The organism is Catellatospora sichuanensis, assembly GCF_007483665.1.
In the GTDB taxonomy this organism is placed as follows: Bacteria; Actinomycetota; Actinomycetes; order Mycobacteriales; family Micromonosporaceae; genus Catellatospora; species Catellatospora sichuanensis.
This window is the reverse complement of the sequence record NZ_VIQO01000012.1, coordinates 264,961-289,676: the sequence shown is the minus strand read 5'-3', so window position 1 is coordinate 289,676 and position 24,716 is coordinate 264,961. Positions and strand designations below refer to the sequence as shown.

The following is a 24,716-nucleotide window of genomic DNA, read 5'->3' as shown; positions in this document are numbered from 1 at the left end:
TCGGAGGCAAGGCAGATGAATGCGAAGCAGACCGTGGCGGTGTTCGGCGCATACGGGCACACAGGCCGGTTCGTGGTGGCGGAGTTGCGCGATCGCGGCTTCGTCCCGTTGCTTCTCGGTCGTGACGCGGGCAGGCTCCAGGCGCTGGCCGCGTCGCATCCGGGGCTCGCCTACCGGGTGGCGTCCGTGGACGATCCGGCCTCGCTCGACCGGGCGTTGCAGGGTGCGGCGGCGGTCGTCAACTGTGCCGGCCCGTTCGCCTCGACCGCGGGCCCGGTGATCGAGGCCGCCTTGCGCAGCGGGATCCCGTACGTGGACGTGGCGGCCGAGATCGAGGCCAACGTCGACACGTTCACGCAGTTCGCCGACCGGGCCAAGGCCGCGGGTGTCGCGGTGGTCCCGGCGATGGCGTTCTTCGGCGGGCTCGGCGACCTGCTGGTCACGACGGCGATGGGTGATTGGACGGCGGCCGACGAGGCGCACGTCGCGTACGGGCTGAACAGCTGGCACCCCACGGCCGGGACCCGGGTCTCCGGCACGGTCTCCCGGGAACGCCGCGACGGCCGACGTGTCCGCTACACCGGTGGCCGGCTGGAGTATTTCGTCGACGAGCGGGCCCTGCCGACGCTGGATTGGGACTTCCCGGCTCCGATGGGCACCCGGCCCGTCCTGGGCGAGTTCACGATGGCCGACGTCGTCACCGTGCCCAGTCATCTGTCCATTCCCGAGGTGCGCACCTACATGGCCATCGAAGCGGCCCGGGACCTGGCCGCCGCGGACACGCCCGCACCGGCTGCGGTCGACGAGCTCGGCCGGTCCGCGCAGACGTTCACCGTCGATGTCATCGTGCGCTCCGGCGACACGCAACGCCGCGTCGTCGCCAGCGGCCAGGACATCTACGCCGTCAGCGCGCCGTTGGCGGTCGAAGCGGTGCGCCGCATTCTCGACGGTCGGATGCGGGCGAGCGGAGTCGCGTCCGCCGGCGAGATGTTCGACGCGCCGGACTTCCTCCGTGCGCTGTCCGGGTACCTCTCGGTCGAAGCGCACGAGGCGTCTGCGCAGTTCGCCTGATCGCTCAGCGAGATCACCATCGGCCATCTCATCGGGAGGGATGGTCGGTGCCAAGTGGGGCGAGATGCGAGGAAGGCAGCTGTTCCGGCAAACCGGGATCGATGTCGCAGCGTCCACAACGGAGATTTCCAGAATGAGTCCGCTCCGCTACGCTCCAGAGGATTGGCCCGGGAGAGCGCTCTCTCCGACATCGAAATTCCATGTCACGCCCAACTCGCATGGGCGAGAGCGCTGTCACCGTGCCGAGCCGTCCAGCAGAGAGGACCTGCACCCCATGATGAGCAAGAGTCCCGGCAGTGCCGTAGCGGCACCGTCCCCGGGCCGCCGCGCCGTACGCCGGAAGGTGGCGCTCGGCTTGAAGACGGCGCTTGCCGCCGCGATCGTCGTCGCCGGCACCACCGGCCCGGCCGCCGCCGCGACCCCGCCGTCGGCCGCCGCGCCGAACTTCGGCGCGAACGTCACCGTCTTCGACCCGAGCATGCCCGTCAGCCAGATCCAGGCCACCCTGGACGCGGTGCACACGGCACAGGTCGACAACGAGATGGCGCCCAACCGGTACGCGTTCCTGTTCAAGCCGGGCACCTACGGCACCGCGGAGCAGCCCCTCCAGGTGAAGGTGGGTTACTACACCGAGATCGCCGGCCTCGGCGCGTCGCCGACCGACGTCGTGATCAACGGCAAGGTCGAGGTCTACAACCGCTGCCTGGCCGACGGCGGCACCGGCAACTGCCTCGCTCTGGTCAACTTCTGGCGCACCCTGTCCAACCTGACCCTGAACGTCAACTCCGCCGGTCAGGACGGGTGCCGCTCCTCGGCGAACTTCTGGGCCGTGTCGCAGGCGGTCTCGCTGCGGCGCATGAACGTCACCGGTGCCAACCTGTCGCTGATGGACTACTGCACCGCGGGCCCGCAGTACGCCAGCGGCGGCTTCATCGCCGACTCGAAGCTGCCGACCGTCGTCAACGGCTCGCAGCAGCAGTGGCTGATCCGCAACAGCCAGGTCGACAGCTGGTCCAACGCCGTGTGGAACCAGGTCTTCTCCGGCGTCGTCGGCGCCCCCAGCGACGAGGCGTTCCCGAACCCGCCCTACACCACGCTGGACACCACCCCGGTCAGCCGGGAGAAGCCGTACCTGTTCGTGGACGCGCAGGGCAAGTACCAGGTCCGCGTGCCCTCGGCACGGTTCGACACCAGCGGCATCTCGTGGGCCGACGGCCTGACCCCGGGCCGCACCGTGCCGCTCAGCGACTTCTACGTCGCCAAGCCCGGCGACTCCGTCGCGAAGATCAACCTGGCGCTCGCGCTCGGCAAGAACCTGCTGCTCACCCCCGGTGTGTACGACATCGCCCGCAGCATCGAGGTCTGGCGGCCCGACACCGTGGTGCTGGGCCTGGGCCAGGCGACGCTGACGGCCGTCAACGGCGCCGTGCCGCTCGACATCGCCGACGTGCCGGGCGTCATCATCGCCGGCGTCACCGTCGACGCGGGGTTGAAGGAGTCCCCGGTGCTGCTGCGCGTCGGCCGCAAGCACAACCTGCTGCGCTGGTCCAACCCGAACAACCCGACCACGCTGTCGGACGTGTACTTCCGCGTCGGCGGCCCGCACATCGGCAAGACCGACACCGCGCTGCAGGTCAACAGCGACAACGTGCTCATCGACCACACCTGGGTGTGGCGCGGCGACCACGGCGTGGAGGGCTTCACCGACACCGAGCGGTGGAATACCAACACCGGCCGGTACGGCGCGGTCATCAACGGTGACAACGTCAACGCCAACGGCCTGTTCGTCGAGCACTTCCAGAAGTACAACACCGTCTGGAACGGCGAGCGCGGGCGCACGATCCTGTACCAGAACGAGCTGCCCTACGACCCGCCGACGCAGGCCGACTGGATGAACGGCGACGTCGAAGGCTATGCGGGTTACAAGGTCGGCGATCACGTGCGCACGCACACCCTCTACGGCGGCGGCGTGTACGTGTTCAACCAGAACAACCCGTCCATCCACACCGAGAACGGTTTCGAGGTGCCGAACCGGCCGGGTGTGCAGCTGCACCACATCATGACGGTCAACCTGAGCGCGGGCACGATCGACCACGTGGTCAACGGGCTCGGCGATCCGGCTGACACGACCCGCATCGGCGGGCCGGTGTTCGTCACGCAGTACCCGGCTCCGTAGGACGAGTACGGCATAACGTGTGGCCGGCCGGGCGACATCCCCGGCCGGCCACACTCGTGTTCGGGTGCGTGATCTGCAGCGACGACCGGTGTCACACGTCGATGTGCGAGCCCATGATGACGGTGCGGTCGCGGGGCAGGCCGAAGTGCGCGGCCGCGTCGGCGGTGATGTACGAGGTTGCGATGAACAGCCGCTTACGCCATGACGCCATGGTCGGTGACGTGCCGCGCCGCAGCTCGATCTTCGACAGGAAGTAGGACGCGTCGTCGAGCTGCAGCTGCCCCTCGGTCGTTGCGGGGTCCAGCGTGCTGAGCGCGGCGGGCACGTCGGGCGTGTCCATGTATCCGAACCGTGCGGTCACGTGGGTGATCCCGTCGTCGGCGTAACCGAGGTCGTCGACGGTGACCCGTTCCTCGGCCGGCACGCGGGGGACGGTGTCGGTCTCGAGCGACATGATGACGACGTGCTCGTGCCGGACGTGGTTGTGTTCGAGGTTGGCGCGCAGCGCCAGCGGCGCGGTCTGCTTGCCGCGGTTGAGGAAGACCGCGGTGCCGGGCACCGTCGCGGTCGACGCGCCGGCCGCGCGCAGCTGCTCGACGAACTCGGGCAGCGTTCCTTCGCTGTGCGCACGCTCGGCGGTGACGATCTCGCGTCCGCGCTGCCACGTGGTCATGATCGTGAACGCGGTGAGGCCGATGAGCAGCGGCAGCCAGGCGCCGTGGGCAAGTTTGGTCAGGTTGGCGGCGACGAACAGCAGGTCGACGCCCAGCAGCAGGAACGCGCCTATGCCGAGCAGCCAGCGGGGCGTGCCCCACTTCAGACGGGCGACGTAGAAGAACAGCAGGGTCGTGATGGTGATGGTGCCGGTCACGGCCATGCCGAACGCGTACGCCAGTGCCGCCGAGGTCTGGAACGCGAACACGAGGGTGAGCACCGAGACCATCAGCAGCCAGTTGATCCACGGCACGTAGATCTGGCCCATGGTCGCCTCGGAGGTGTGCGCGATCCGCAGCCGGGGCAGGTAACCCAGTTGGGCCGCCTGTGAGGCGACCGAGTACGCGCCGGTGATCACGGCCTGGGAGGCGATGACGGTCGCGGCCGTGGCCAGGATGACCATCGGCAGCCGCGCCCAGCCGGGTGCGAGCAGGAAGAACGGGCTGCCGATGTTGGCGGGGTCGGCCAGGATCAGGGCGCCCTGGCCGAGATAGCTGAGCACGCACGCCGGCAGTACCAGTGCCAGCCAGCCGCGGGTGATCGCGCGGCGGCCGAAGTGGCCCATGTCGGCGTAGAGCGCTTCGGCGCCGGTGACCGCGAGCACGATCGCGGCGAGAGCGAAGAACGCGATGCCGAAGTGGCCGATCAGGAAGTCCAGGGCGTAGGTCGGCGACAGTGCCTTGAGGATGTCGGGGTGGCGGGTGATGCCGCCGATCCCGCACACGGCGACGACGAGGAACCAGGCGATCATCACCGGGCCGAAGACGCGGCCGACGGCGGCGGTGCCCCGGCGCTGCACGGCGAACAGCGCGACGATGATGATGACCGTGATCGGGATGATCGCCGCTTCGAGGTCCGGATTGACGATCTTGAGCCCTTCCACTGCCGACAGTACCGAGATCGCCGGGGTGATCATGCTGTCGCCGAAGAACAGTGCGGCGCCGAAGATGCCCAGCGCCGCGAGCACGGCCGCGGCTCGGCGGCCCCCGCGCGAACTCCACCGGCGCAGCAGCGTGATCAGCGCCATGATGCCGCCCTCGCCCTGGTTGTCGGCGCGCATCGCCAGCAGGATGTAGGTGACCGTCACGATGATCATCACGGACCAGAAGATCAGGGACACGACGCCGAACACGTTGTCGACGCTGACCGGGACGGGGTGCGGGTCAGCGGGGTTGAACACCGTCTGCATGGTGTAGATCGGGCTGGTGCCGATGTCGCCGAAGACCACGCCCAGTGCGCCTACGACGACGGCGAGCCGCACCACGTCCCGTGCGCCCGGGCCGTGCCCGGTCTCTTCCTCGCGGCTCGTCACGGCAGGGCCTCCTCGGGCGCTCGGTGCCAGATGATCGGCTTACTGCGGGACGATACCGTCCTGCGCCCGGCGCCTTCACGATGAGCGGCGGCGTGGTGCGGGCACGAACACTGCCGGTTCCATCAGCGGCCCCGCGTGCCCGGCCTTGACGCACAACTCGCTGTACCCGTGCTGTGGTGCGCGGCGGTTCACCCCGCTACCGGCCCCGTAGGGTGCGCGCGAGCAGGTCGAGGGCGGCGGGGTAGGCGGCCTGGCCGGGAGCGGCGTAGCCGACGATCAAACCCGTGGCCGTGGCCCGGCCGGGGGTGTGCAGGTGTGGGCGGAGCCCGCTGAGCGCCAGGCCGCGGGCGGCAGCGCGTTCGATGATGACGTCCTCGTCGGGACCCTCGGCGGGTAGGGGGATGAGGGCGTGCATGCCGGCTGCGATGCCGTGCAGTTGATGGCGGCGGCCGAGGCGTTCGATGAGCAGGTCGCGACGGCGTCGATAGTGCAGCCGGCAGGCGCGGATGTGCCGGTCGTAGGCGTGGCTGGTGATCAGCTCGGCGAGGCTGAGCTGCCCGATGGTCTCGGTGTGCAGGTCGGTGAGGCGCTTGGCGTGGGCGACGGGCTCGACGAGACGTTCGGGCAGGACCATCCAGGCCAGCCGCAGCGCCGGACCGAGCGTCTTCGCGGCGGTGCCGACGTAGGCGACGTGCTCGGGCGCCATGCCCTGCAGCGCGCCTACGGGTTGCCGGTCGTAGCGGAACTCGCCGTCGTAGTCGTCCTCGATCACCAGTCCCCGGTGCGACCGGGCCCACGCGACCGCCGCGCGGCGCCGTGCGGGGTGCAGCGTCACGCCGGTCGGGTACTGGTGAGCCGGGGTCAGCACGGCCGCCCGCGCCTGCGCCAGCGGGCCGCCGCCCAGCTGATCGGTGCAAGCGCCCTGCTCGTCGACGGGAAGTGCGAGCACCTCGCAGCCGGTGTGGCGCACGACGTCGCGGTGGAAGGCGAGCCCGGGGTCCTCCATCGCGATCGGTCCCTGCAGGACCCCGGCGAGCAGGGACAGGGCCTGGACGTAACCGGAGCAGACGACGATGTGCGCCGGGTCGGCGGGTACGCCGCGGGCGCGGCCCAGGTATCCGGCCAGCGCCGTGCGCAGCTCGGTCCGGCCCCTCGGGTCGCCGTAGTCGTAGCTCGACACGGGTGCGCGGGCCAGCGCCCGGCGGGTGGCACGCACCCATGCGTCGACCGGGAAGGTGCTTACGTCGGGGCTGCCGGGACGCAGGTCGAAGCGAGGGCCGGGGACGGGTGCCGGCGGGGTGGTGCCGGCGCGGCGTCCGGGCACCCCGGCCACCGTGGTTCCGGACCCGGTACGGGCGTGGAGATAGCCCTCGGCGGTGAGCTGCTCGTACGCGGCGGCGACCGTATTGCGGGCCAGGTTCAGCTCCGTGGCCAGGGCCCGGGTGGAGGGCAGCCTGGTATCGGGGGCCAGGCGTCCGGACCGGATCGCCTCCCGTAGTGCCTGCTCCAGCCCGGCCCGACGCCCCCCGGCGGTGTCGAGGTCCAGATGCAGATCGACACCGGAATTGGCCCAACTATCGGTCACACCAATGGACCTTAGTAGGGAGCCATTTGCGCCATAGCGTTGCCTCATGAACATCGTGGTGAACGACATCCCGGTCCGTGTCGCGGTCGACAAGCTCGCTCCGCACATCAACAAGGCCATGAATGCCCTGGACGCCGCCTCCCGCATCACCGTGTTGGATGCCGGACTGCTCGAACTGGTCCGCACCCGGGTGTCCCAGATCAACGGCTGCGCGTTCTGCGTGGACATGCACAGCGGCGACGCCGTCACCGGCGGCGACGACCCGCGCCGGGTGTTCGCGCTGCCGGCGTGGCGCGAGGCCCCGTTCTTCACCGGCCGTGAGCGGGCGGCCCTGGAACTCGCCGAGGCGATGACCCGGCTCAGCGAAGCACCGGTCGGCGACGAGACGCTCGCCCGCGCGGCCGAGCACTTCACCGAGGCCGAGCTCGCCGAACTCATCTGGACGGTCACGGTCATCAACGCCTGGAGCCGCCTGGGCGCGACCGCCCGGCCGTGGACCCTGAAGTGACCCCGCCCAGCAGCTGGTCTCCGGGGGCCGAACCCCGCCCGACCGCGGACCAGGCGGCGGCCGTCACGCACCGGGCCGGGCTCCTGCGCAGCCTGCACCGGCCCGGTGCGCCGCTGCTGCTGCCCAACGTCTGGGACTGCCGGGGCGCCCGCCTGGTCGCCGAAGCCGGACTGCCAGCGGTCGCCACCAGCAGCGCGGCGATCGCCGACAGCCTCGGCTACACCGACGGCGAGGCCACCCCGGTCGGGGAGATGCTGGACATGATCGCCCGCATCGCCGCGGCCGTGGACGTGCCGGTCACCGCCGACCTGGAACGCGGGTACGGGATGACGCCCGTCGAGCTGGTCGAACGGCTCGCGGCGGCCGGTGCCGCCGGCTGCAACCTGGAGGACTCCGATCCGCGCACCGGCCGCCTAGTCGACGCCGGACAGCAGGCGGACCTGCTCGCCGGGGTACGCGACGCCGCCCATGCGTGCGGTGTCGACCTGGTCGTCAACGCGCGCATCGACACCCATCTCCGGCCGCCGTCCGGCGAACCCGGCGGGCGGCTCGACGAGACCGTCCGGCGGGCCCACCTCTACCAGGCGGCCGGCGCGGACTGCGTGTACCCGATCCTGCTGTCCGACGAAACGGGCATCGCCCGGCTCGTGGCCACCGGCATCGCGGTCAACATCCTCGCCGCCGGCGGCGCGGCCGTGACCCGGCTCGCCGAACTCGGCGTGGCGCGCATCAGCCTGGGCGCGCACCTCTACCAGGCCAGCCGGGCCCACCTCGCCGGGCTCGTCGCCGACGTCGCCGCCGCCGGTCCCGGCCACCAACCCGCCGCTACACGCTGAATCCCACCGGAGCCGCCGTCATGGGCGGCTCCGGCCCACCCCGCCGCGTGTGCTGCGGGCCTGCGCCCCGCCAGACGCCCGCATGCCGCCCTCGCCGCCGTCGGCACACCCGGTTCAGGGCCGGTTCGCGTAGGCCGAATGAGGCGTTGCGTGATCGTCGCGGGCAGCTGCGCTTCTTCTCACCCAGGCGGCCACCTGTCGAGCGGTCTGATCTGGCGTATCCGTTCCGGTGCGCAGGACGGTGCCGATGGTGCGGCGCAGGTGCGCGGCAAAGGCCAGGTGCTCGTCGACGGCATGCTCTCGCCATGACGGCCTGGCCTGAAGCCGGGCGCGGCGCTGCTCATCCGTGCAATCCAGGACGGCGAAGTGAACCGGCCCGATCCAGCGCCGCGACGGCAGGTCCACCAGATGCTCCGGCATCAGCGGCCCCAGCAGGACCGTGCTGCGGCGTCCCTGCGCGATCCCGTGCGCGACACTCAGCCAGGCATCGCGGAAAGCGTCCCAGTCGACCGATCCATCGGTCTTCATCGGGTCGATGAGCCAATCCACGTCGAAGACCACGCATTCGGGCAACGCGGCGGCCAACGGTGCGAAGATCGCCGATTTTCCGGAGCCGGATGCTCCGGTGACGACGTACAGCGGTTCGCGGCGGGCAGGTTCGGTCCAGCCGCAGCGCGAGCAGACCGCGACATCCGCGGCCGGTTCGAGAGTGACCGCTGGTTCACAACGCTGGCAGAAGTGCATCGCGTGATTCTCCTCGACCGCACGACCTCAAGGTGCCCCTGGTTGCTTGCGCCCTTGCCGCCGCCGATCCCCGCCACCACCCCGCGGAGCAAGGAAACCCCGGCCGTAGCCGCCGACCCGGCGGCTCCGGCCCACCTCTCACGCGGGGGCGAGCGGGTGGGTGTCGTCGGCGGCAGGCCAGGCGTCCGGTAGTTGAGTTCGGCGGCTGCGCCACTGGCTGGGGCTGTCGCCGAACCGGTTGCGGAACCACCTGGAGAACCCGCTGGGGGCGGCGAATCCGAGCAGTTCGGAGATCTCGGTAAGCCGGTAGCGGTTGTTGGACAGGTAACGCTCCGCCAAGCCGGCGCGGGTGGCGTCCACGATGGAGCTGAAGGACTCATGGGCGTCGGCCAGGTGGCGGTGCAGCGTCCGCCGGTCGACGCCCATCGCGCGAGCGACCTCGTCGGCGGCGCAACGTCCGGTCGGCAGCAGCACCTCCACCAGTTCGCGGACCCGGTCGGCGGTGGCGCCCTTGGGCGCGGCCAGCGAGCGCAAGGTTTCGTCGGTGCGGGCCCGGGTGGTGGGGTCGGACTGCGCGTTCGGCGCGTCGAGGTCCTTGGCGTACATGATCAGGCCGGTGAAGCCGTGTCCGAACTGGATCCTGGCTCCCAGCAGCCGGGTGTGGTTGTCCAGGCGGGCGGGGGCGGCGTGGGAGAAGCACACCGACAGGGGCTGCCAGCCCGGGCCGAGAAACTCCCGGATGATGGCGTGCAGGGCGGCGACGGCCAGTTCCTCGGCCTGCCGTGACGGCGCCGGTTCGCCCAGCTCGAACCACATGCGCACGGTGGCCAGGCCGTTGACCTCCGACAGGCGGATGCGCAGCGCCTCGTTGTAGCTGTGCTCGTAGCGCATCAGCAGGTCCATGGCGCTGCGCAGGTTCGGTTCGTCGCGCAGCACCAGGCTGAGCGGCCCGAGCGTGGACGGGCGGCGGTATTCGGCCAGGCGCAGGCCGAAGTCGTCGAGCCCGGCCGCCCGGGCGGACAGTTCGAGCAGGCGGGCGACCCGGGCCGCGGAGACCCATTTGTCGGGAGTCGCCAGGTCGGCCGGGTCGAGGCCGACGGCGTCCATCAGCTCCCCGGGGTCCAGCCCGAGGGAGTGGGTGAGCTCCAGGTAACCGCTGAGCGTCGCATATCGGAGCGAAGCTCCCATTCTCCCCTCCCGAATGTCCCGTCAAGATAAGGATTCTGTCCCAGCAAGTAAAGCATGTGTCCGGCGTCACGCCTACTGTTGCACCATCGCAGCAGGCCAGGGCCTCAGGCCCGAGGCACGGAGGAGTTCAGCGTGACGAAGGCGATCCGTTTCCACCGGACCGGCGGCCCCGAGGTGATGGAGTGGGAGGCGGTCGAGGTCGGCGCTCCCGGCCCGGGCGAGGTCCGGGTCCGGCACCTGGCCGTCGGCCTGAACTTCGCCGACACCTACTTCCGCAGCGGCCTCTACCCGGCGGCACTGCCGGCCGGCATGGGCGTCGAGGCGGCCGGTGTCGTCGAGGCGGTCGGGCCGGGCGTGACCGGATTCGCCGAGGGCGACCGGGTCACCTACACCGGCAGCCCGCTGGGCGCGTACAGCACGGCGCGGGTGATGCCCGCCGCGCCGCTGATCAAGCTGCCGGACGGGATCGCGTTCGAGACCGCCGCCGCCATGACCATGCGGGGACTTACCTCGGCATATCTGCTGCGGCGCATCGCCACGCTGCACCCGGGTGACACCGTCCTGCTGCACGCCGCGGCCGGGGGAGTAGGCCTGATCTTCACCCAGTGGGCCCGGCTGCTCGGCATCAACGTGATCGGCACGGTCTCCACCGACGCCAAGGCCGAGGTCGCCCGGCGGCACGGCTGCGCGCACACCATCGTCTACACCCGGGAGAACGTGGCCGCCCGGGTCCGGGAGCTTACCGACGGGGCCGGTGTGCCGGTCGTCTACGACAGCATCGGCGCCGCCACCTTCCACCAGTCCCTGGACTCCCTGAAGCGGCGCGGCCTGCTCGTCTGCTTCGGGACAGCGTCCGGCCCGGTGCCGCCGATCGACGCCATGCAGCTGGCGGTCAAGGGCTCGGTGTTCGTCACCCGGCCCGCGCTCGCCGACTACATCGCCGACCCCGGCGAGCGGGCCGCGCTGGCCGGTGAGCTGTTCGACCACGTCGGCTCCGGCCGAATCAAGATCGAGATCAACCAGCGGTACGCGCTGGAGGACGCCGTGTACGCCCACCGGGAGCTGGAAGCCGGCATCAGCATCGGCTCCTCGGTCTTCTGCCTGGAGTCCGCTGCGAACTGACCCCTTCCGGCCAGGAGCAGCGCCCCATCCGCCCGACCCCCGCAGTGCCAACAGACAGTAGGGAGACGCCATGCAATCCACCATCGACGACGCGGCGGGGCCACCGGCGGCGGCCGCCGCCCGTCGGGACACCGGCCCGATCGAGGTGCACCCGCTGACCGTGCACATCGGCGCCGAGCTGCGCAACGTCAGCCTCGCCGCGGCCGCCACCGACGACGACCTGTTCGCCGAGCTCAAGTCACTGCTGCTGCGCCACAAGGTGCTGTTCGTCCGCGACCAGGACATCACCCGCGCCGAGCACGTGGCCCTGGCCGAACGGTTCGGCCGCCTGGAGGACCACCCGGTCGCGGGCAGCGATCCCGACCACCCCGGTCTCGTCCGCATCTACAAGGACCTCGACAGCCCGGCCGAGCACTACGAGAACGCCTACCACTGCGACGCGACCTGGCGCCAGGCGCCGCCGATGGGCTGCGTGCTGCGGTGCGTCGAGACACCTCCGGTCGGCGGCGACACCATCTGGGTGAACATGGCCGAGGCGTACCGCAGGCTGCCGCAGGACGTCAAGGCACGCATCGACGGCCTGCGGGCCCGGCACAGCATCGAGGCCAGCTTCGGCGCGAACATGCCACTCGAGCAGCGGCTGGCGCTGCACGAACGCTTCCCGGACGCGGAGCACCCGGTCGTGCGCACCCACCCGGAGACCGGCGAGAAGGTCCTGTTCGTCAACGCGTTCACCACGCACTTCACGAACTTCCACACCCCCGCCAACGTCCGGTTCGGATTCGACTACGCCCCGGGCGGCGGCGAGCTGCTCAACTACCTGATCCGGCAGGCGGCCGTGCCGGAATACCAGGTGCGCTGGCGCTGGACGCCGAACAGCTTCGCGATCTGGGACAACCGCTCCACGCAGCACTACGCCGTGCAGGACTACTGGCCCGCCGTCCGAAAGATGGAGCGCGCCGGGGTCATCGGCGAGCAGACCTTCTGACCGGCGACACCCCTCGTCCCGTCCCACCCCGACAGGAGACCCCCATGCATTTCCTCGACGACGCCCTGTTCCCGGAGAACCAGGACAAGCTCGTCATCACCGCGGCGCCGTACGGACCCGAGTGGGAGCCGGCGGACTTCGCCGAGGACCTGCCGGTGACCATGGACGAGCACGTCCAGGCCGCCGTCGACTGCTACAACGCCGGCGCGACCGTGCTGCACATCCACGTCCGTGAACTCGACGGCAAGGGCTCCAAACGGCTGTCGCAGTTCAACGAGCTGCTCGGACGGCTCCGCGAGGCCGTGCCCGACATGATCCTGCAGGTCGGCGGCTCGATCTCGTTCGCCCCCGAGGGCGAGGGCGGCGACGCCAAGTGGCTCAGCGACGACGCCCGGCACCTGCTCGCCGAGCTCGACCCGGCGCCGGACCAGGTCACCATCGCCATCAACACCAACCAGATGAACATCGTCGAGCTGATGACCGAGGACGACATCGCCGGCACCTCGATCCAGCGGCCCGCGGTGTACGAGGCCTACCGCAACATGTACGTTCCGGCCGACCCGGCCTGGGTGCAGGAGCACCTCAGGCGCCTGCGGGCCAACGGGATCCAGCCGCACTTCCAGCTCGCCAACGTCGCGCAGTTGGAGACCGTGGAGCGGCTGATCCGTCGCGGCGTTTACGCCGGACCGCTCAACGTGACCTGGGTGGCCATCGGCGGCGGCTTCGACGGGCCCAACCCGTACAACATGATGGAGTTCATCCGCCGGGTGCCCGACGGGGCCATCCTGACGCTGGAGACGTTGATGCGCAGCGTGCTGCCCATCAACACGATGGCGATCGCGATGGGTCTGCACTCGCGCTGCGGCAACGAGGACACCATCTGGGGCCGCAAGGGCGAGAAGATGACCTCCGTCCAGCAGGTCGAGCAGCTCGTACGGATCGCCGACGAGCTCGGCCGCAAGGTCGCCGACGGCAAGGAAGCCCGCGACATCTACCGCATCGGCGAGTACTACGACAGCGCCGACGAGACCCTCGCCAAGCTCGGCTACCCGCCCAACCGCAAGCCCGGCCAGGTGGGCTTCACTTTCCACGCCTGACCGCCCGCGCCACCGGCGCCGCTGTGCTCCGGATCCGCCCGGCGGCAACCTCCGTGCCCCGGCCGGACCCGGAAAGCGCGTGGGGGTGCGGCACGCCGCACCCCCACGTCCATCACATCAGTTCACCGGCGGCGCGCCTTCACCCGCGCCGGCGGTTCGACTCTCTTTGGAGCACGATGACACTGACCACTGGCGAGGGTACCGCGGCCGACCAGGCCGTATCCACCCGGACCACCTCGCGGCTCTTCCCTTGGGTCGTGTTCGCACTGACCTTCGGCCTGCTGCTGTCGGACTACATGTCGCGGCAGGTGCTTTCGGCGGTGTTCCCCTACCTGAAGACGGAATGGGCCCTCACCGACACCCAGTTGGGCAGCCTCACCAGCATCGTGGCGCTGACCGTCGGCATCCTCGCCGTGCCGCTGTCGCTGCTCGGCGACCGCTGGGGACGCGCCCGGGCCGTCGTCGTCATGGGCGTCGTCTGGAGCCTGGCGACCATCGGTTCGGCAATGGCGGCCAACTACGGGCAGCTGTTCGCCGCCCGGTTCCTGATCGGCGTCGGCGAGGCCGCCTACGGCAGCGTCGGCCTCGCCGTCGTGCTCGCCGTCTTCGCCGCCCACCGGCGTGCGTCACTGACCGGCGCGTTCATGGCCGGCGGCTCGTTCGGCTCGGTCCTGGGCGTCGCGCTGGGCGGCGTGTTCGCGGCACAGTTCGGCTGGCGCTGGGCGTTCGGCGCCATGGGCGTCATCGGGCTGCTGCTCGCGGCGCTGTACCTGGTGCTCATCAACGAGGGCAAGCTCGCCCGGCACAAGGTCGACGACGAGGCCGGCACCGGTCCCGTGCTGGCCGCGGGCCAGCAGCGGGCCCGACTGTCCACCCTGTTCTCCACCCCGGCGGTCATCCTGGCCTATCTCGGCGGCGGCCTGCAGCTGTTCATCGCCGGCTCGCTGTTCGCGTGGCTGCCCAGCTACCTCAACCGGGCCCACGGCATGGTGCCGCAGCGCGCGGCCGGCATCGCCGCACTGCTCATCCTCGTCATGGGCGCCGGCATGATCGTCTGCGGCATGGTCACCGACCGGATGGGTCGCAGGAACCCGGCCGACAAGTGGACCACCGCGATCGTCTTCGCGGCCCTCACCCTGGTGCTGCTCGGCTCGGCCTTCGCGATGAAGCCCAGCGGGCTGCAACTGATCCTGATCGCCGTCGGCTGCTTCTTCGCCGCCGGCACCACCGGTCCCACCGGCGCGATGGTCGCCCGGCTGACGCACGAGTCGATCCGGGCCACCGCGTTCGGCACCTACACCTTCTTCAACAACCTGCTCGGCCTCGCCGCCGGCCCGATCGTGACCGGCATGCTCGCCGACCGGCTGGGCCTGGAGACCGCCATGCGCTACGTCCCGCTGATCTCGGTGCTCGCGATCGTCGCGCTGCTGGCCGGTCGCCGCGCCTACCCGTCCAGCCTCCGCAAGCTCGACGCCGCCGCCGGCGTGCAGCAGGGAGGCCCGGCATGAGCCGCAGCCCGGGCACGGTGATCGTCACCGTGCCCGGGCTGCGGGGCCCCGTCGACGAGCACTGGCAGACCCGGTTCGCCGCGCGGCGGCGGGACGTGCTGGCGGTGCCGCCGCTGGGACGCGACAACCCCAGCCTGGACGACCGGGTCGACGCGCTGCAGGAGACCGTCGAGACCGCCCGGGGATCGGTGGTCATCGTGGCGCACAGCGCCGGCGTGCTCACCACGGTGCACTGGGCGGCCCGCCGGCGCGGCTCGGCCCGGCGCGTCCGGGCGGCGCTGCTGGCCACCCCGCCGGACCTGGGCGCACCCCTGCCCGCGGAATACCCCGCACTGTCCGAACTGGCCGAACACGGCTGGCTGCCCATCCCGCTGCAGCCCCTGCGCTTTCCCAGCATCGTCGCGGCGAGCAGCAACGACCCGCTGGGCGACCCGGCCCGGGTCCGGGCGCTGGCCGACGCCTGGGGCAGCCGGTGGCACGACCTCGGCGCGGTCGGCCACCTCAATCCCGCTTCCGGCCACGGCGAATGGCCCGAAGCCGACTCGCTGGTCGCGCAACTGAGCACCATGGAGGCACCCCGATGACCCTGAACCTGGCCACGCTCCTGGAAGACAGCGCCCGCCGCCACCCCGGCCGCGACGCCGTGGTGCTCGGCGCCACCCGACTCACCTACGCCCAGGTCGACGCCGCCGCGAACCAGGTGGCCAACCTGCTGGCCGGCCGGGGCATCGGCCCCGGCGACAAGGTGGCACTGTCGTGCCCCAACCTGCCGTACTTCCCGGTGCTCTACTACGGCATCCTCAAGGCCGGCGCCACCGTCGTGCCGCTCAACGTGCTGCTCAAGGGGCGCGAGATCGCCTACCATCTCGCCGACGCCCAGGCGAAGGCGTACTTCTGCTTCGAGGGCACACCCGAGCTGGCGATGGGCGCCGAGGGGCACGCCGGCTTCCGGCAGGCGCCGGATTGCGAGCACTTCTTCGTGGTCACCGCGGACCCGGCCGCCGCGTCCCCGATCGACGGCGTGCCGACTCTCGGCCAGGCGCTGGCCGGACTGCCGACAGCGTTCGACACCGCGCGCACCGGCGAGACCGACACCGCGGTCATCCTGTACACCAGCGGCACGACCGGGCAGCCCAAGGGCGCCGAACTGTCCCACGCCAATCTGGTGTTCAACGCGCTGACCTGCAACCGCCTGTTCGGTTCGCTGCCCACGCTGCACGACCGGCACCTGATCACGCTGCCGCTGTTCCACTCGTTCGGATCGACGGTGCAGCTCAACGCCGGTTTCGCGGTCGGCTCCACGCTCGTGCTCATGCCCCGGTTCGTTCCGGAGTCGACGGTCGAGCTGCTGCTCACCGAGAAGATCACCTTCTTTGCGGGTGTGCCGACGATGTACTGGGGCCTGCTCGGCGCGCTGGCCGAGGGCGCGGACGTGGCGGAGATCGCCCGCAACCTGCGGGTGGCCGTCTCCGGTGGCGCGTCGCTGCCGGTGGAGATCACCAAGCGGTTCAAGGAGGCGTTCGGCGTCCAGATCCTCGAGGGGTACGGACTGTCGGAGACCTCGCCGGTGGCGACCTTCAGCGACCCCGAGCGCGACCCGCGTCCCGGCTCGATCGGCGTGCCGATCTGGGGCGTGGAGGTCGAGCTGGTCGACCCCGAGTGGAAGACGATCGAGGCCGTCGGCGAGGTCGGCGAGATTGCGATCCGCGGCCACAACATCATGAAGGGCTACCACAACAGGCCGGAGGCGACGGCCGAGGTGATGCGGGACGGCTGGTTCCGTACCGGCGACCTGGCCCGCCGCGACGAGGACGGCTTCTACTACATCGTCGACCGGGCCAAGGACATGATCATCCGGGGTGGCTTCAACGTGTACCCGCGCGAGATCGAAGAGGTCCTGCTGACCCACCCGGCGGTCTCGCTCGCCGCGGTCGTCGGCGTGCCGCACGACAGCCACGGCGAAGAGGTCAAAGCCTTCGTGATCAGAAGCGAGGGCACGCAGCTCACCGAGCGGGAACTCATCTCGTGGTGCCAGGAGACCATGGCCGCGTACAAATACCCGCGCGTGGTCGAGTTCGTCGAGTCACTGCCGATGACCGCCACCGGCAAGATCCTCAAGCGCGAACTGGCCGGCCGGTGACCACCACGGCCGTCCGCGCGACCCGGTGCCCGGGGACCTGCCCGGGCACCGGGGGTGCGGTGACGTCTGCCGGGCAGCGCCGATGACGATGACCGCACCCCGCGCGGCCGTCGCCGTCCCGGCCCCACGCCGACCCCACGCGCAGACCCTCGTACCCGCGCTGCTCGCCGTCGCGGCCGGGCTCGGCGGCGCCACCCTCGGCCACCGGCTCGTCCCGCAGGTCGGCGTCCTGACCTGGGCCGTCGGCCTCGGTGTCCTCGCCGCCAACCTCAACCTGCTGCCCGGCCCCAGCCGGACCATGCTCGGTCTGCTGACCAGAAAACTGCTCCGGGTGGGGGTGGCGCTGCTGGGAATCTCGGTGTCGTTCGCCGCCATCACCGCCCTCGGCGCGCCCGTGATCGCGATCGTGGCCACCATCCTCGTGGGCACCCTGGCCTTCACCACCTGGCTGGGCAACCGGATGCGAGTGGGCGCGGCCAGGAGCCTGCTGCTCGGCACCGGCGTCGCCATCTGCGGCGCATCGGCCATCGCCGCCATGGAGCAGACCGCGGGCGCCGACGAGGAGGACGTCACCGCCTCCATCGCGATGGTCACCCTGTTCGGCACCGTGGCCCTGATCGCGTTCCCGCTGCTGAGCGGTCCACTCGGGCTCAGCGGCCCGCAGTTCGGGGTGTGGACCGGAGCCAGCGTGCACGAGGTCGGCCAGGTCGTCGCCGCGGCCAGCCCCGCCGGCGCGGCCGTCGTCGCCACCGCGATCGTGGTGAAGCTGACCCGCGTACTGCTGCTCGCGCCCGTCGTCGCCACCGTCAGCGTCATCCGCAGGCTCACCACGCCCGCCGCCGGCGGCACCGCCCGGCCGCCGCTGGTGCCGCTGTTCGTCCTCGGCTTCCTCGGCTGCGCCGCGCTGCGCGGCACCGGCGCCATCCCGCCGTGGGCGCTCGAAGGGATCGGCACCGTACAGGTCGCGGCCCTCGGCGCCGCCCTGTTCGGCATGGGCGCCGGCGTGCACCTGACCTCACTGGTCAGAAAGAGCGGCCCGCTGCTGGTGGTCGCGGCAGTCTCGACGCTGTTCATCACCGTCCTCGCGCTCGCCGGAGTCCTGCTCTTCGTGCCGGGATCCTGACCGGCCCGGTCCCCCAGCTCATTTCGCACCACACCCCGATAGGAACTCCCGTGACAGCCCACTCCCGCTTCGACCTGTTCCGGCTCTCCGACGACCACCTGGCCGTCCGGGAGGCGGTACGCGCCATCGCCGTCGACAAGATCGCCCCGTACGCCGCGGAGGTGGACCGGACCGAGTCGTTCCCGCAGGCCGCACACGACGCACTGGTGGCCGGCGACTTCCACGCCCCCCACGTGCCCGAGGAGTACGGCGGCGTGGGCGCCGACGCGCTGGCGACCTGCATCGTGATCGAAGAGGTGGCCCGGGTGTGCGCCTCGTCCTCGCTCATCCCCGCCTGCAACGAGCTCGGCAGCCTGCCGCTCATCCTCGCCGGCTCCGCAGACCTCAAACACCGCTACCTGACCCCGCTGGCCCAGGGCCGCACCACCTTCTCCTACGGCCTGTCCGAGCGCGAGGCGGGCAGCGACATCGCGTCGATGCGGACCCGGGCCAGAGCCGTCGGCGACGAGTGGATCCTCAACGGCCAGAAATCCTGGATCACCAACGCCGGCGTCTCCGACTACTACACCGTGCTCGCCGTGACCGACCCCGACGGCCGTCGGGGCGCCAACGTCACCGCGTTCCTCGTGGAGAAGTCCGACCCCGGCTTCACCTTCGGCGCCAAGGAGCGCAAGCTCGGGATCAAGGGCTCACCGACCCGCGAGCTTCGCTTCGACGACGTGCGCCTGCCCGCCGACCGGGTCATCGGCAAGCCCGGCGACGGCATGAAGATCGCCCTGCGGACCCTCGACCACACCCGGGTCACCGTCGGCGCGCAGGCCGTCGGCATCGCGCAGGGCGCGCTGGACTGCGCGCTCGCGTACGTCCAGCAACGACAGCAGTTCGGCCAGCGGGTGGCCGACTTCCAGGTGGTGCAGTTCATGCTCGCCGACATGGCGATGGCGATCGAGACGGCCCGGCAACTGGTGTACGTCGCCGCCGCGAAATCGCAGCGCGAAGATCCCGACCTGTCGTTCTTCGGGGCCGCCGCCAAGTGCCATGCCTCGGACGTGGCCATGAAGGTGACCGTCGACGCGGTCCAGCTCCTCGGCGGATTCGGCTACACCCAGGACTTCCCGGCCGAGCGCATGATGCGCGACGCGAAGATCACGCAGATCTACGAGGGCACGAATCAAGTGCAGCGGATCGTCATGGCCAGGCAACTGCTCAAGGGTACTATCTGAGCCGTTGTCGCAGGTAGGCGCCATGATCTAGAGTTAGTTGATCTTTCGAACGGATTCGGTCGATCATGGCCTGTTTCGAACGGCACTCTGGGCAAATGCTGGCCCGTGAGCTAATAAATGTGACTTCGTCAATATATTGTCTTAAATGATCCTGCGATCATCTCTGGCGTCCCCGCTACAAAGTTCTTGCAGGTCAGAAGCCCGTACCGGTTCGCCCGGGCGGGCTTCTGCTGTAAGGCCTGATCCATGTGATCGTGAGCGCTTCGGGGGCGGAGTATTGCGAGAAGGCGTGGTGTGTCGGCATCTTGCCGTCGTTCCCGATAGGTCGCATGTCATGCGCCTGGCGCGCCGCAGAACGATTCTGCCAACGACCGGGCGGAGAGTCGCGCGATGAAGGCGGACGTGCGCTGATCGTCGGTGGCTGCGCCGGGGCTGGCACGTCCCTGATTGGGGCCACCTTGTCTGGGGCGGGGCGGGCTGTCCATTGTGGGCATGGTCCCTGAAAGCGGGGACCCCGCCCGGAATTGGATGCTGTTACCGTCATTGATGATCTGAAGTCTTCCGTTACGGCCATGCCGGGCTTTTTGCCCTTGCGGCCACGCATCGTTGCCGGGCGGCGATCGCAGGCGGCACAGGGAGTCCCGGCCGAGTGAGATGAGACCGATCAGGTAGTGCACGAGTACGGTGGTCAATGTGATTCAGATCGATATCCTTGTCAGTTCACCAATCTTCCTTGTCGGGCTCGTCGATACGCTGACCAGGGCCGGTATCCGGGTGGTCGCCGCGAGAACCTCGCCTGATGAGGAGCCGTCGTGGCTTGCCGACGCATTGCTCATCGATGTTGATGTGCTGGCCGGGCCCGGCGATCTGATCCACATTGCTGAGGCGGCCAGGTCCACGCCGGTCCTGGTGCTGGACAACCAGGCGGTCCCTGACGCGGCGCGGTATCTGCGGGCCGGCGCCGCAGGGGTCATTACCAAGCGGGCCTCGTCGGAGCGGATCGTCGGGGCGTTGCATGCCGTCATTCAGGGCGTGACGACATCGCTGTACATGGCCGCCGAGCCGGCCGGGACTGGGCGGCCGGCACCGGCCGGGTGCAGTGATTCGCTGAACTGCCGGCTGTCCGGGCGCGAGGTTCAGGTGCTGGGCCAGATTTCACGGGGCCTGACCCACGGGCAGATCGCCACGCGGCTGGGCATCAGCCCGCATACGGTCGACACGTACGTCAAACGGATCCGGGCCAAGCTCGGAGTGGGTAACAAGGCCGAGCTGACCCGGGTGGCGCTGGACGGCTGGCCCGGCGGCGGCCGGTCCACAACAACCGAGGCCAGCCCTCCCAGGCAAGCGCCACCGCCCGCGGTCGAGTCGCTGGCCCACACCACCGCACCACACCCGTGACCACCCGACACGCCCGCACAGTCCACAGCACCGGATTCGCCCCCGACGGCCATCAATCCGGTCCCGACCTGGCAACGGTAAAAACGTGGCAAAGAAGACCGCCCCGGCACCGCGAAGCCAGCACCAGAGGCGGGCCACCGGCAAACCACCGGCGGGCCACGCACGCCACCGTGGGCTGCGGACTGGTCTCCCGATACAAACGCACCGAGCGTTCACGCAGCTCAGCGGGATACTTCTGCATAGCTATAACGATGATCTACGAGGGTGTCCGGTTCGAGGAGGTTTCCCTGGTTTATCCTCGGGAGTGGAAGCGGCGGGGTGCGGCCCCGATGCCGATGCGCCGCATCTTCCGGGCGGACGCATGATCGAGGAACTGCTGGAGCCCGACGTGATCGCGGTGGAGGCCTTCGGCGACGTTCCCGGCGAGCCGATTTTCCCGGGCGAGGAGGCGCTGCTGGCAAATTCCGTGCCGGCTCGCCGCCAGGAGTTCGTCACCGCGCGTCGATGCGCCCGCGAGGCCCTCGGCCGGCTCGGCTTCTCGCCCGCGCCAATCGGGACCGGTCCGCGTCGGGAGCCGCTGTGGCCGCACGGGGTGGCGGGCGCGATCACCCACTGCGTCGGTTATCGGGCCGCGGCCATCACCACGAAACTGGCCGCCATCGGTATCGACGCCGAACCGAACGGACCGCTGCCCCCTGACGTCGCCGACCAGGTCACCACGGCAGGGGAGCCCGCCATGCTGGCCGAGCTGGCCGGGGCCTACCCGTCGATCCCCTGGGGCCGCGTGCTGTTTAGCGCCAAGGAATCGGTGTACAAGGCGTGGTATCCGCTCACCGGCCGCTGGCTTGGGTTCGAGGAGGCGGTCCTCACCATCGACCCGGCGGCCCGAACCTTCCGGGCACGCCTTCTGACCCGAGGCGAGCGCATGGACGGCGGAGTTCCGCTGACCGGCGTCGCCGGCCGGTTCCTGGTGACGGACCGCTTGATTCTCACCGCCGTCACGGTGGAGTGACGCGTCGCTGCCTCACGAGTCCCCCGAGGCGGGCAGGTCCTCGGCGAAACCCTCGAAGAGTTCCGACGGCCCTTCCATGAGGGCCGTCGAGCAGCACGCTCCGGGTGGACCCGCACGACGACCAGCCGGTCACGTGCCGATGTTCAGCCACTTGTCAGCCGAGTGCGTGTCCGGGAGCGCGCCCGGCGGACCACCGCGATCGCCGCCCGCCGCTCGGCCGATGAGTCGTCCACGACCCGTGCCACTCGGCCACCGGGCGGAGGATTTGCCGGGCCCGGTCGATCACGCGTGCTCCTACGCTGGTCAGCGTGGCGAGTCGGGTCGTACGCCGGAGCAGCCGCACACCGAGTTCGGCCTCGAGCGCGGTGATCGTCCAGCTGAATGCGGCCTGGGCGATCCCGAGCGCGACGGCGGCGTCGGTGAACGTTCCCTCATCAGCCACGGCGATGAGCGCGCGCAGCTGGACATCCGTAACCGAATTGTATGGCTTTGACGAGCAATGCATTTTGTGGATGGAGACCCCCCGCCCAGACTCGTGACATGAGCGTCGCAACGAAGGACGCGGCGACGGGCATCCAAGCCCCAGCCGACCCGGCCGGCCGGATTCGCAAGCGGGGATTGGTCACTGGCGTGCTCATCATGCTCGGCAGCGGTAACGGTAACCAGCCGCCAAATTCTGATCTTGCCTTGCTAAGTAACGGTGCGTGACGGCTGAGGCGTCGGCGATGCCACCAAGGCTGCACGCTCATGCCGATCAGTAGGTCGGCCTTCCTCCGCTCGGCACATCGGCTGGCGCGGTATCCGCGCGCTCGTCAAGGCGGAGGATCGTTTCCTCGATCTCCGCGCTCCGGCCGTTGGCGAACGAAACCTCCGTTCCTGTGATGGCGAATCCTGCCTTTCTGCAGCACCTTGAGCGATCCGATATTGTCACTCACGACGCGGGCGAACAGCGGCCGCACCGGATTCAACTCCAGGAGCAGGCCGAGCGCCCGACTGGCGATGCCCCGCCCCCAGAAGGATCTGTCGATCCAGTACGTGACCTCGGTGTCGCCCTCGATGACAAAGCTGGCGATGCTGCCGACAAAGCCGTCCGTCAAGTGTGAATCTGCCGCGATCCGAGCGACCAGCCGCCAGGCGGAACTTCGCCAGCTGGGATACGCTGCATGACCGGGGTTACCGCAGATCGCCCATCGGGCTGATCGGTTGCAGCGACGACCGGACGTTAATCCGATGTGGACAGATGAAGGTCAGGCGGCGGTGTTGGCCCTGAGGACAGCTCGGGTCGGGTCTGCTCGCTGTAGGGTGTCATCTGGAAGGTGACGAACCGCCAGCCGCGGTGGTTGTCGCGGCGCAGGACCTGGGTGGCCACGCCGGCGAGGGTGCGTTGACCGCCGTCGGGTGTTCGTAGCAGGTTGGTGAGCGGGCCGGTCATGACCGCGACGTCGCCGATGAGTCGGATGGTGATCTCGCCGCGGGTGATGCGGAGGTAGGGCCGGCGGTTGGCGGTGTGCTCCAGCAACTGCGTCTTGGTGTGGGTGATGCCGTGCGCGTGGGTGTGCACGAGCGTGTCGTCGAAGAGGTCATCGAGTGTCTCCAGATCCACGTCGACGAGCGCTCGTTGCCGGCGTCGCTCGATGGCGTGCAGCTCCGTGGTCACCTGCTCGTCGGGTGGCTGAACGGTGGTGCTCATGCGGGCTCCTGTCGGGTGCGGTGGGCGGTTCCGCCCGGCAGCGGCTCGGCGGAATCCCCCGGCGCCTCCGAAGCGACCTGCCGTTCGAAAACCAAGTCTGGGGTGTAGCTGGTGCTAGTCACGATTCACCTCCACGAGCGTCCGGTTGAACGTAGGCAACGTCGGCCGGACCGGCGCAGTCACCTGAACCGGGGGCCGTCACGGTGCCGCCGGAGCTGCCAGAATGAGCGGGCGGATTTCGACATCAGGCGGACCTACAAATCAGCCGGAAAGGGTGTGGCCTTGTGAATTTCAAGCGTCGGACGATCGTTTTCGAGGCAGCCGATATCGAGGCAGAGAGCGCGTTCTGGGCGGGACTCCTGGACGGCTCCGTCGAGGCGAAGGACGCCTGGCACAACGTCTGGGTCGACGGCGACTGGCACCTGGCGGTCCAGCTCGTGCCCGATCATGTGCCACCCGTGTGGCCCGACGGCGGACCGTCACAGCAGGTCCACCTCGACTTCTACCTCGAGGACCTCGAGGCCGCGCACGAGAAGACGCTCAAGTTGGGCGGGCGGCTGTTGAAGGCGGTCGATGATCCGGCCGCACGGAAGGGGTTCCGGGTCTACGCGGATCCGGCCGGCCACACCTTCTGCCTCTCCTGGCCGTAGGGCGGCCAACGGATCGGTAAGCGGTGCGGAGCGTTCTGCGGGGACACCGCACCGCTTCGGCCTGGCGTCAACTTCTTGGCAACACAGACGAGTGGGCCCGAGCCGACGGCGGTTAGCATGATCGAGGCGGCCGTCGAGTTCAGGGCGCGGCACCTCGACAGCTGGCTCCCGCGTCAGCTTCGTCCTTCAGCCGCTGGGCGAGCTGGGTGCGGGAGGAACCGGCCCCCCAGGAGATTGATGTGCTCGTAGACCCGGACGGACGGCGAGACGTAGCGGGTCGCTAGCCCACCCGTTTGTCGGCACTGATGTTCGGGTGCGTCGTCCACCAGCCGGCAGGGTGTCCCGGAAGGTGGCCAGTCCGAACGGGACGGCGCCCAGATATGTCGCCAGGACGCGGCGGAACTTCAGCGCCGGGTCCTCCTGGTAGGCGATCGCCGATACGTCCGCGAGCGTGGCACCGGGCCTCGCTGAGCGTGTACGCGACCGCTCGGGCCGGGAACGCCGAGTCGTGGCGGCGGCGGGTGAACCGCTCCTCCCGTGCGGCCGCGACGGGGCGGCCGTCGCAGACGAGCGCCGCCGCACTGTCGTGATAATAGGCGGAGATGCCCAGGACCAGCTCAGACATGCGACC

24 protein-coding genes and 1 pseudogene are annotated in these 24,716 nt (G+C 70.0%); 17 read left to right on the top strand and 8 right to left on the bottom strand.

Features of this window, described 5'->3' with window-relative positions; genetic code table 11:
• Window positions 1-15 precede the first annotated feature (15 nt).
• Window positions 16-1,071: a saccharopine dehydrogenase family protein gene (locus tag FLL47_RS24585; RefSeq protein ID WP_144122915.1), complete on the top strand. Its 1,056-nt coding sequence runs from the start codon at window positions 16-18 to the stop codon at window positions 1,069-1,071.
• Between the two features lie 277 nt (window positions 1,072-1,348).
• Window positions 1,349-3,247, top strand: coding sequence for an adenylyl cyclase (locus FLL47_RS24580; protein ID WP_144123015.1), 1,899 nt, complete (start codon window positions 1,349-1,351; stop codon window positions 3,245-3,247).
• Window positions 3,248-3,338: 91 nt separating this feature from the next.
• Here the strand turns inward: FLL47_RS24580 and FLL47_RS24575 are convergent, their stop codons facing one another.
• Window positions 3,339-5,273, bottom strand: coding sequence for a potassium transporter Kup (locus FLL47_RS24575; RefSeq protein ID WP_222106183.1), 1,935 nt, complete (start codon window positions 5,271-5,273; stop codon window positions 3,339-3,341).
• Between the two features lie 196 nt (window positions 5,274-5,469).
• A complete protein-coding gene (pdxR, locus tag FLL47_RS24570; RefSeq protein ID WP_144122913.1) occupies window positions 5,470-6,858 on the bottom strand; it encodes a MocR-like pyridoxine biosynthesis transcription factor PdxR in 1,389 nt (462 codons plus the stop codon).
• Window positions 6,859-6,904: 46 nt separating this feature from the next.
• On the opposite strand from pdxR, the gene FLL47_RS24565 reads away from it, so the two are divergent.
• Window positions 6,905-7,366 (top strand): carboxymuconolactone decarboxylase family protein, encoded by a 462-nt coding sequence (locus FLL47_RS24565; protein WP_144122912.1) that lies wholly within the window; start codon window positions 6,905-6,907, stop codon window positions 7,364-7,366.
• On the top strand, window positions 7,351-8,202 hold the full coding sequence (locus FLL47_RS24560) for an isocitrate lyase/PEP mutase family protein (RefSeq protein ID WP_246158532.1): 852 nt from the start codon (window positions 7,351-7,353) through the stop codon (window positions 8,200-8,202). Before FLL47_RS24565 ends, FLL47_RS24560 begins: the two co-directional genes overlap by 16 nt.
• A 114-nt stretch (window positions 8,203-8,316) precedes the next feature.
• Here the strand turns inward: FLL47_RS24560 and FLL47_RS24555 are convergent, their stop codons facing one another.
• Together FLL47_RS24555 and FLL47_RS24550 are read right to left on the bottom strand one after the other, a co-directional pair.
• Entirely contained in the window at window positions 8,317-8,946 is a 630-nt protein-coding gene (locus tag FLL47_RS24555) for a P-loop nucleotide/nucleoside kinase family protein (protein WP_144122911.1), read from the bottom strand.
• A 138-nt stretch (window positions 8,947-9,084) separates the two neighbouring features.
• On the bottom strand, window positions 9,085-10,134 hold the full coding sequence (locus FLL47_RS24550; protein WP_144122910.1) for an AraC family transcriptional regulator: 1,050 nt from the start codon (window positions 10,132-10,134) through the stop codon (window positions 9,085-9,087).
• Window positions 10,135-10,266: 132 nt separating this feature from the next.
• On the opposite strand from FLL47_RS24550, the gene FLL47_RS24545 reads away from it, so the two are divergent.
• The 11 genes and pseudogenes from FLL47_RS24545 (at window position 10,267) to FLL47_RS24495 (ending at window position 21,745) form a co-directional block, all read left to right on the top strand.
• Complete coding sequence (locus tag FLL47_RS24545; RefSeq protein WP_144122909.1) at window positions 10,267-11,256, top strand: quinone oxidoreductase family protein; 990 nt, start codon at window positions 10,267-10,269, stop codon at window positions 11,254-11,256.
• 70 nt (window positions 11,257-11,326) lie between these two features.
• Window positions 11,327-12,244, top strand: a complete 918-nt coding sequence (locus FLL47_RS24540) for a TauD/TfdA dioxygenase family protein (RefSeq protein ID WP_144122908.1) — start codon at window positions 11,327-11,329, stop codon at window positions 12,242-12,244.
• A gap of 44 nt (window positions 12,245-12,288) precedes the next feature.
• Window positions 12,289-13,341 carry a beta-keto acid cleavage family enzyme gene (locus FLL47_RS24535; protein ID WP_144122907.1) on the top strand — a complete coding sequence of 351 codons (1,053 nt, stop codon included), beginning with the start codon at window positions 12,289-12,291 and terminating at the stop codon, window positions 13,339-13,341.
• A 176-nt stretch (window positions 13,342-13,517) separates the two neighbouring features.
• The gene (locus FLL47_RS24530; protein WP_144122906.1) at window positions 13,518-14,849 is read left to right on the top strand and encodes an MFS transporter; all 1,332 of its coding nucleotides are present in this window, start codon (window positions 13,518-13,520) and stop codon (window positions 14,847-14,849) included.
• Window positions 14,846-15,433, top strand: a complete 588-nt coding sequence (locus FLL47_RS24525) for an RBBP9/YdeN family alpha/beta hydrolase (protein ID WP_144122905.1) — start codon at window positions 14,846-14,848, stop codon at window positions 15,431-15,433. The genes FLL47_RS24530 and FLL47_RS24525 overlap by 4 nt, the downstream gene beginning before the upstream one ends.
• Window positions 15,430-16,989: a long-chain-fatty-acid--CoA ligase gene (locus tag FLL47_RS24520; RefSeq protein ID WP_144122904.1), complete on the top strand. Its 1,560-nt coding sequence runs from the start codon at window positions 15,430-15,432 to the stop codon at window positions 16,987-16,989. The genes FLL47_RS24525 and FLL47_RS24520 overlap by 4 nt, the downstream gene beginning before the upstream one ends.
• Window positions 16,990-17,071: 82 nt before the next feature.
• Window positions 17,072-18,112 carry a YeiH family protein gene (locus tag FLL47_RS24515; RefSeq protein ID WP_144122903.1) on the top strand — a complete coding sequence of 347 codons (1,041 nt, stop codon included), beginning with the start codon at window positions 17,072-17,074 and terminating at the stop codon, window positions 18,110-18,112.
• A 50-nt stretch (window positions 18,113-18,162) separates the two neighbouring features.
• Window positions 18,163-19,335, top strand: coding sequence for an acyl-CoA dehydrogenase family protein (locus FLL47_RS24510; protein WP_144122902.1), 1,173 nt, complete (start codon window positions 18,163-18,165; stop codon window positions 19,333-19,335).
• A 693-nt stretch (window positions 19,336-20,028) separates the two neighbouring features.
• Window positions 20,029-20,733 (top strand): helix-turn-helix transcriptional regulator, encoded by a 705-nt coding sequence (locus tag FLL47_RS24505; protein WP_222106181.1) that lies wholly within the window; start codon window positions 20,029-20,031, stop codon window positions 20,731-20,733.
• 254 nt (window positions 20,734-20,987) lie between these two features.
• Window positions 20,988-21,098, top strand: a pseudogene (locus FLL47_RS44205) (metallophosphoesterase); the annotation flags it as partial.
• Window positions 21,095-21,745: a 4'-phosphopantetheinyl transferase family protein gene (locus FLL47_RS24495; RefSeq protein ID WP_144122900.1), complete on the top strand. Its 651-nt coding sequence runs from the start codon at window positions 21,095-21,097 to the stop codon at window positions 21,743-21,745. The pseudogene FLL47_RS44205 and the gene FLL47_RS24495, both read left to right, overlap by 4 nt.
• A 154-nt stretch (window positions 21,746-21,899) precedes the next feature.
• Here FLL47_RS24495 and FLL47_RS24490 read toward each other — a convergent pair whose 3' ends face one another.
• Entirely contained in the window at window positions 21,900-22,250 is a 351-nt protein-coding gene (locus FLL47_RS24490) for a helix-turn-helix domain-containing protein (RefSeq protein WP_144122899.1), read from the bottom strand.
• A gap of 35 nt (window positions 22,251-22,285) precedes the next feature.
• On the opposite strand from FLL47_RS24490, the gene FLL47_RS43100 reads away from it, so the two are divergent.
• Window positions 22,286-22,453: a hypothetical protein gene (locus FLL47_RS43100; protein WP_186315891.1), complete on the top strand. Its 168-nt coding sequence runs from the start codon at window positions 22,286-22,288 to the stop codon at window positions 22,451-22,453.
• A gap of 104 nt (window positions 22,454-22,557) precedes the next feature.
• Here FLL47_RS43100 and FLL47_RS44200 read toward each other — a convergent pair whose 3' ends face one another.
• Together FLL47_RS44200 and FLL47_RS24480 are read right to left on the bottom strand one after the other, a co-directional pair.
• Complete coding sequence (locus FLL47_RS44200) at window positions 22,558-22,842, bottom strand: GNAT family N-acetyltransferase (RefSeq protein WP_246158531.1); 285 nt, start codon at window positions 22,840-22,842, stop codon at window positions 22,558-22,560.
• A gap of 125 nt (window positions 22,843-22,967) precedes the next feature.
• Window positions 22,968-23,435 (bottom strand): nuclear transport factor 2 family protein, encoded by a 468-nt coding sequence (locus tag FLL47_RS24480; protein WP_144122898.1) that lies wholly within the window; start codon window positions 23,433-23,435, stop codon window positions 22,968-22,970.
• A gap of 284 nt (window positions 23,436-23,719) precedes the next feature.
• Here FLL47_RS24480 and FLL47_RS24475 point away from each other — a divergent pair, with 284 nt between their 5' ends.
• Window positions 23,720-24,085, top strand: a complete 366-nt coding sequence (locus tag FLL47_RS24475) for a VOC family protein (RefSeq protein ID WP_144122897.1) — start codon at window positions 23,720-23,722, stop codon at window positions 24,083-24,085.
• 280 nt (window positions 24,086-24,365) lie between these two features.
• Here FLL47_RS24475 and FLL47_RS24470 read toward each other — a convergent pair whose 3' ends face one another.
• Complete coding sequence (locus FLL47_RS24470) at window positions 24,366-24,710, bottom strand: carbamoyltransferase N-terminal domain-containing protein (RefSeq protein ID WP_222106179.1); 345 nt, start codon at window positions 24,708-24,710, stop codon at window positions 24,366-24,368.
• Window positions 24,711-24,716 lie beyond the last annotated feature (6 nt).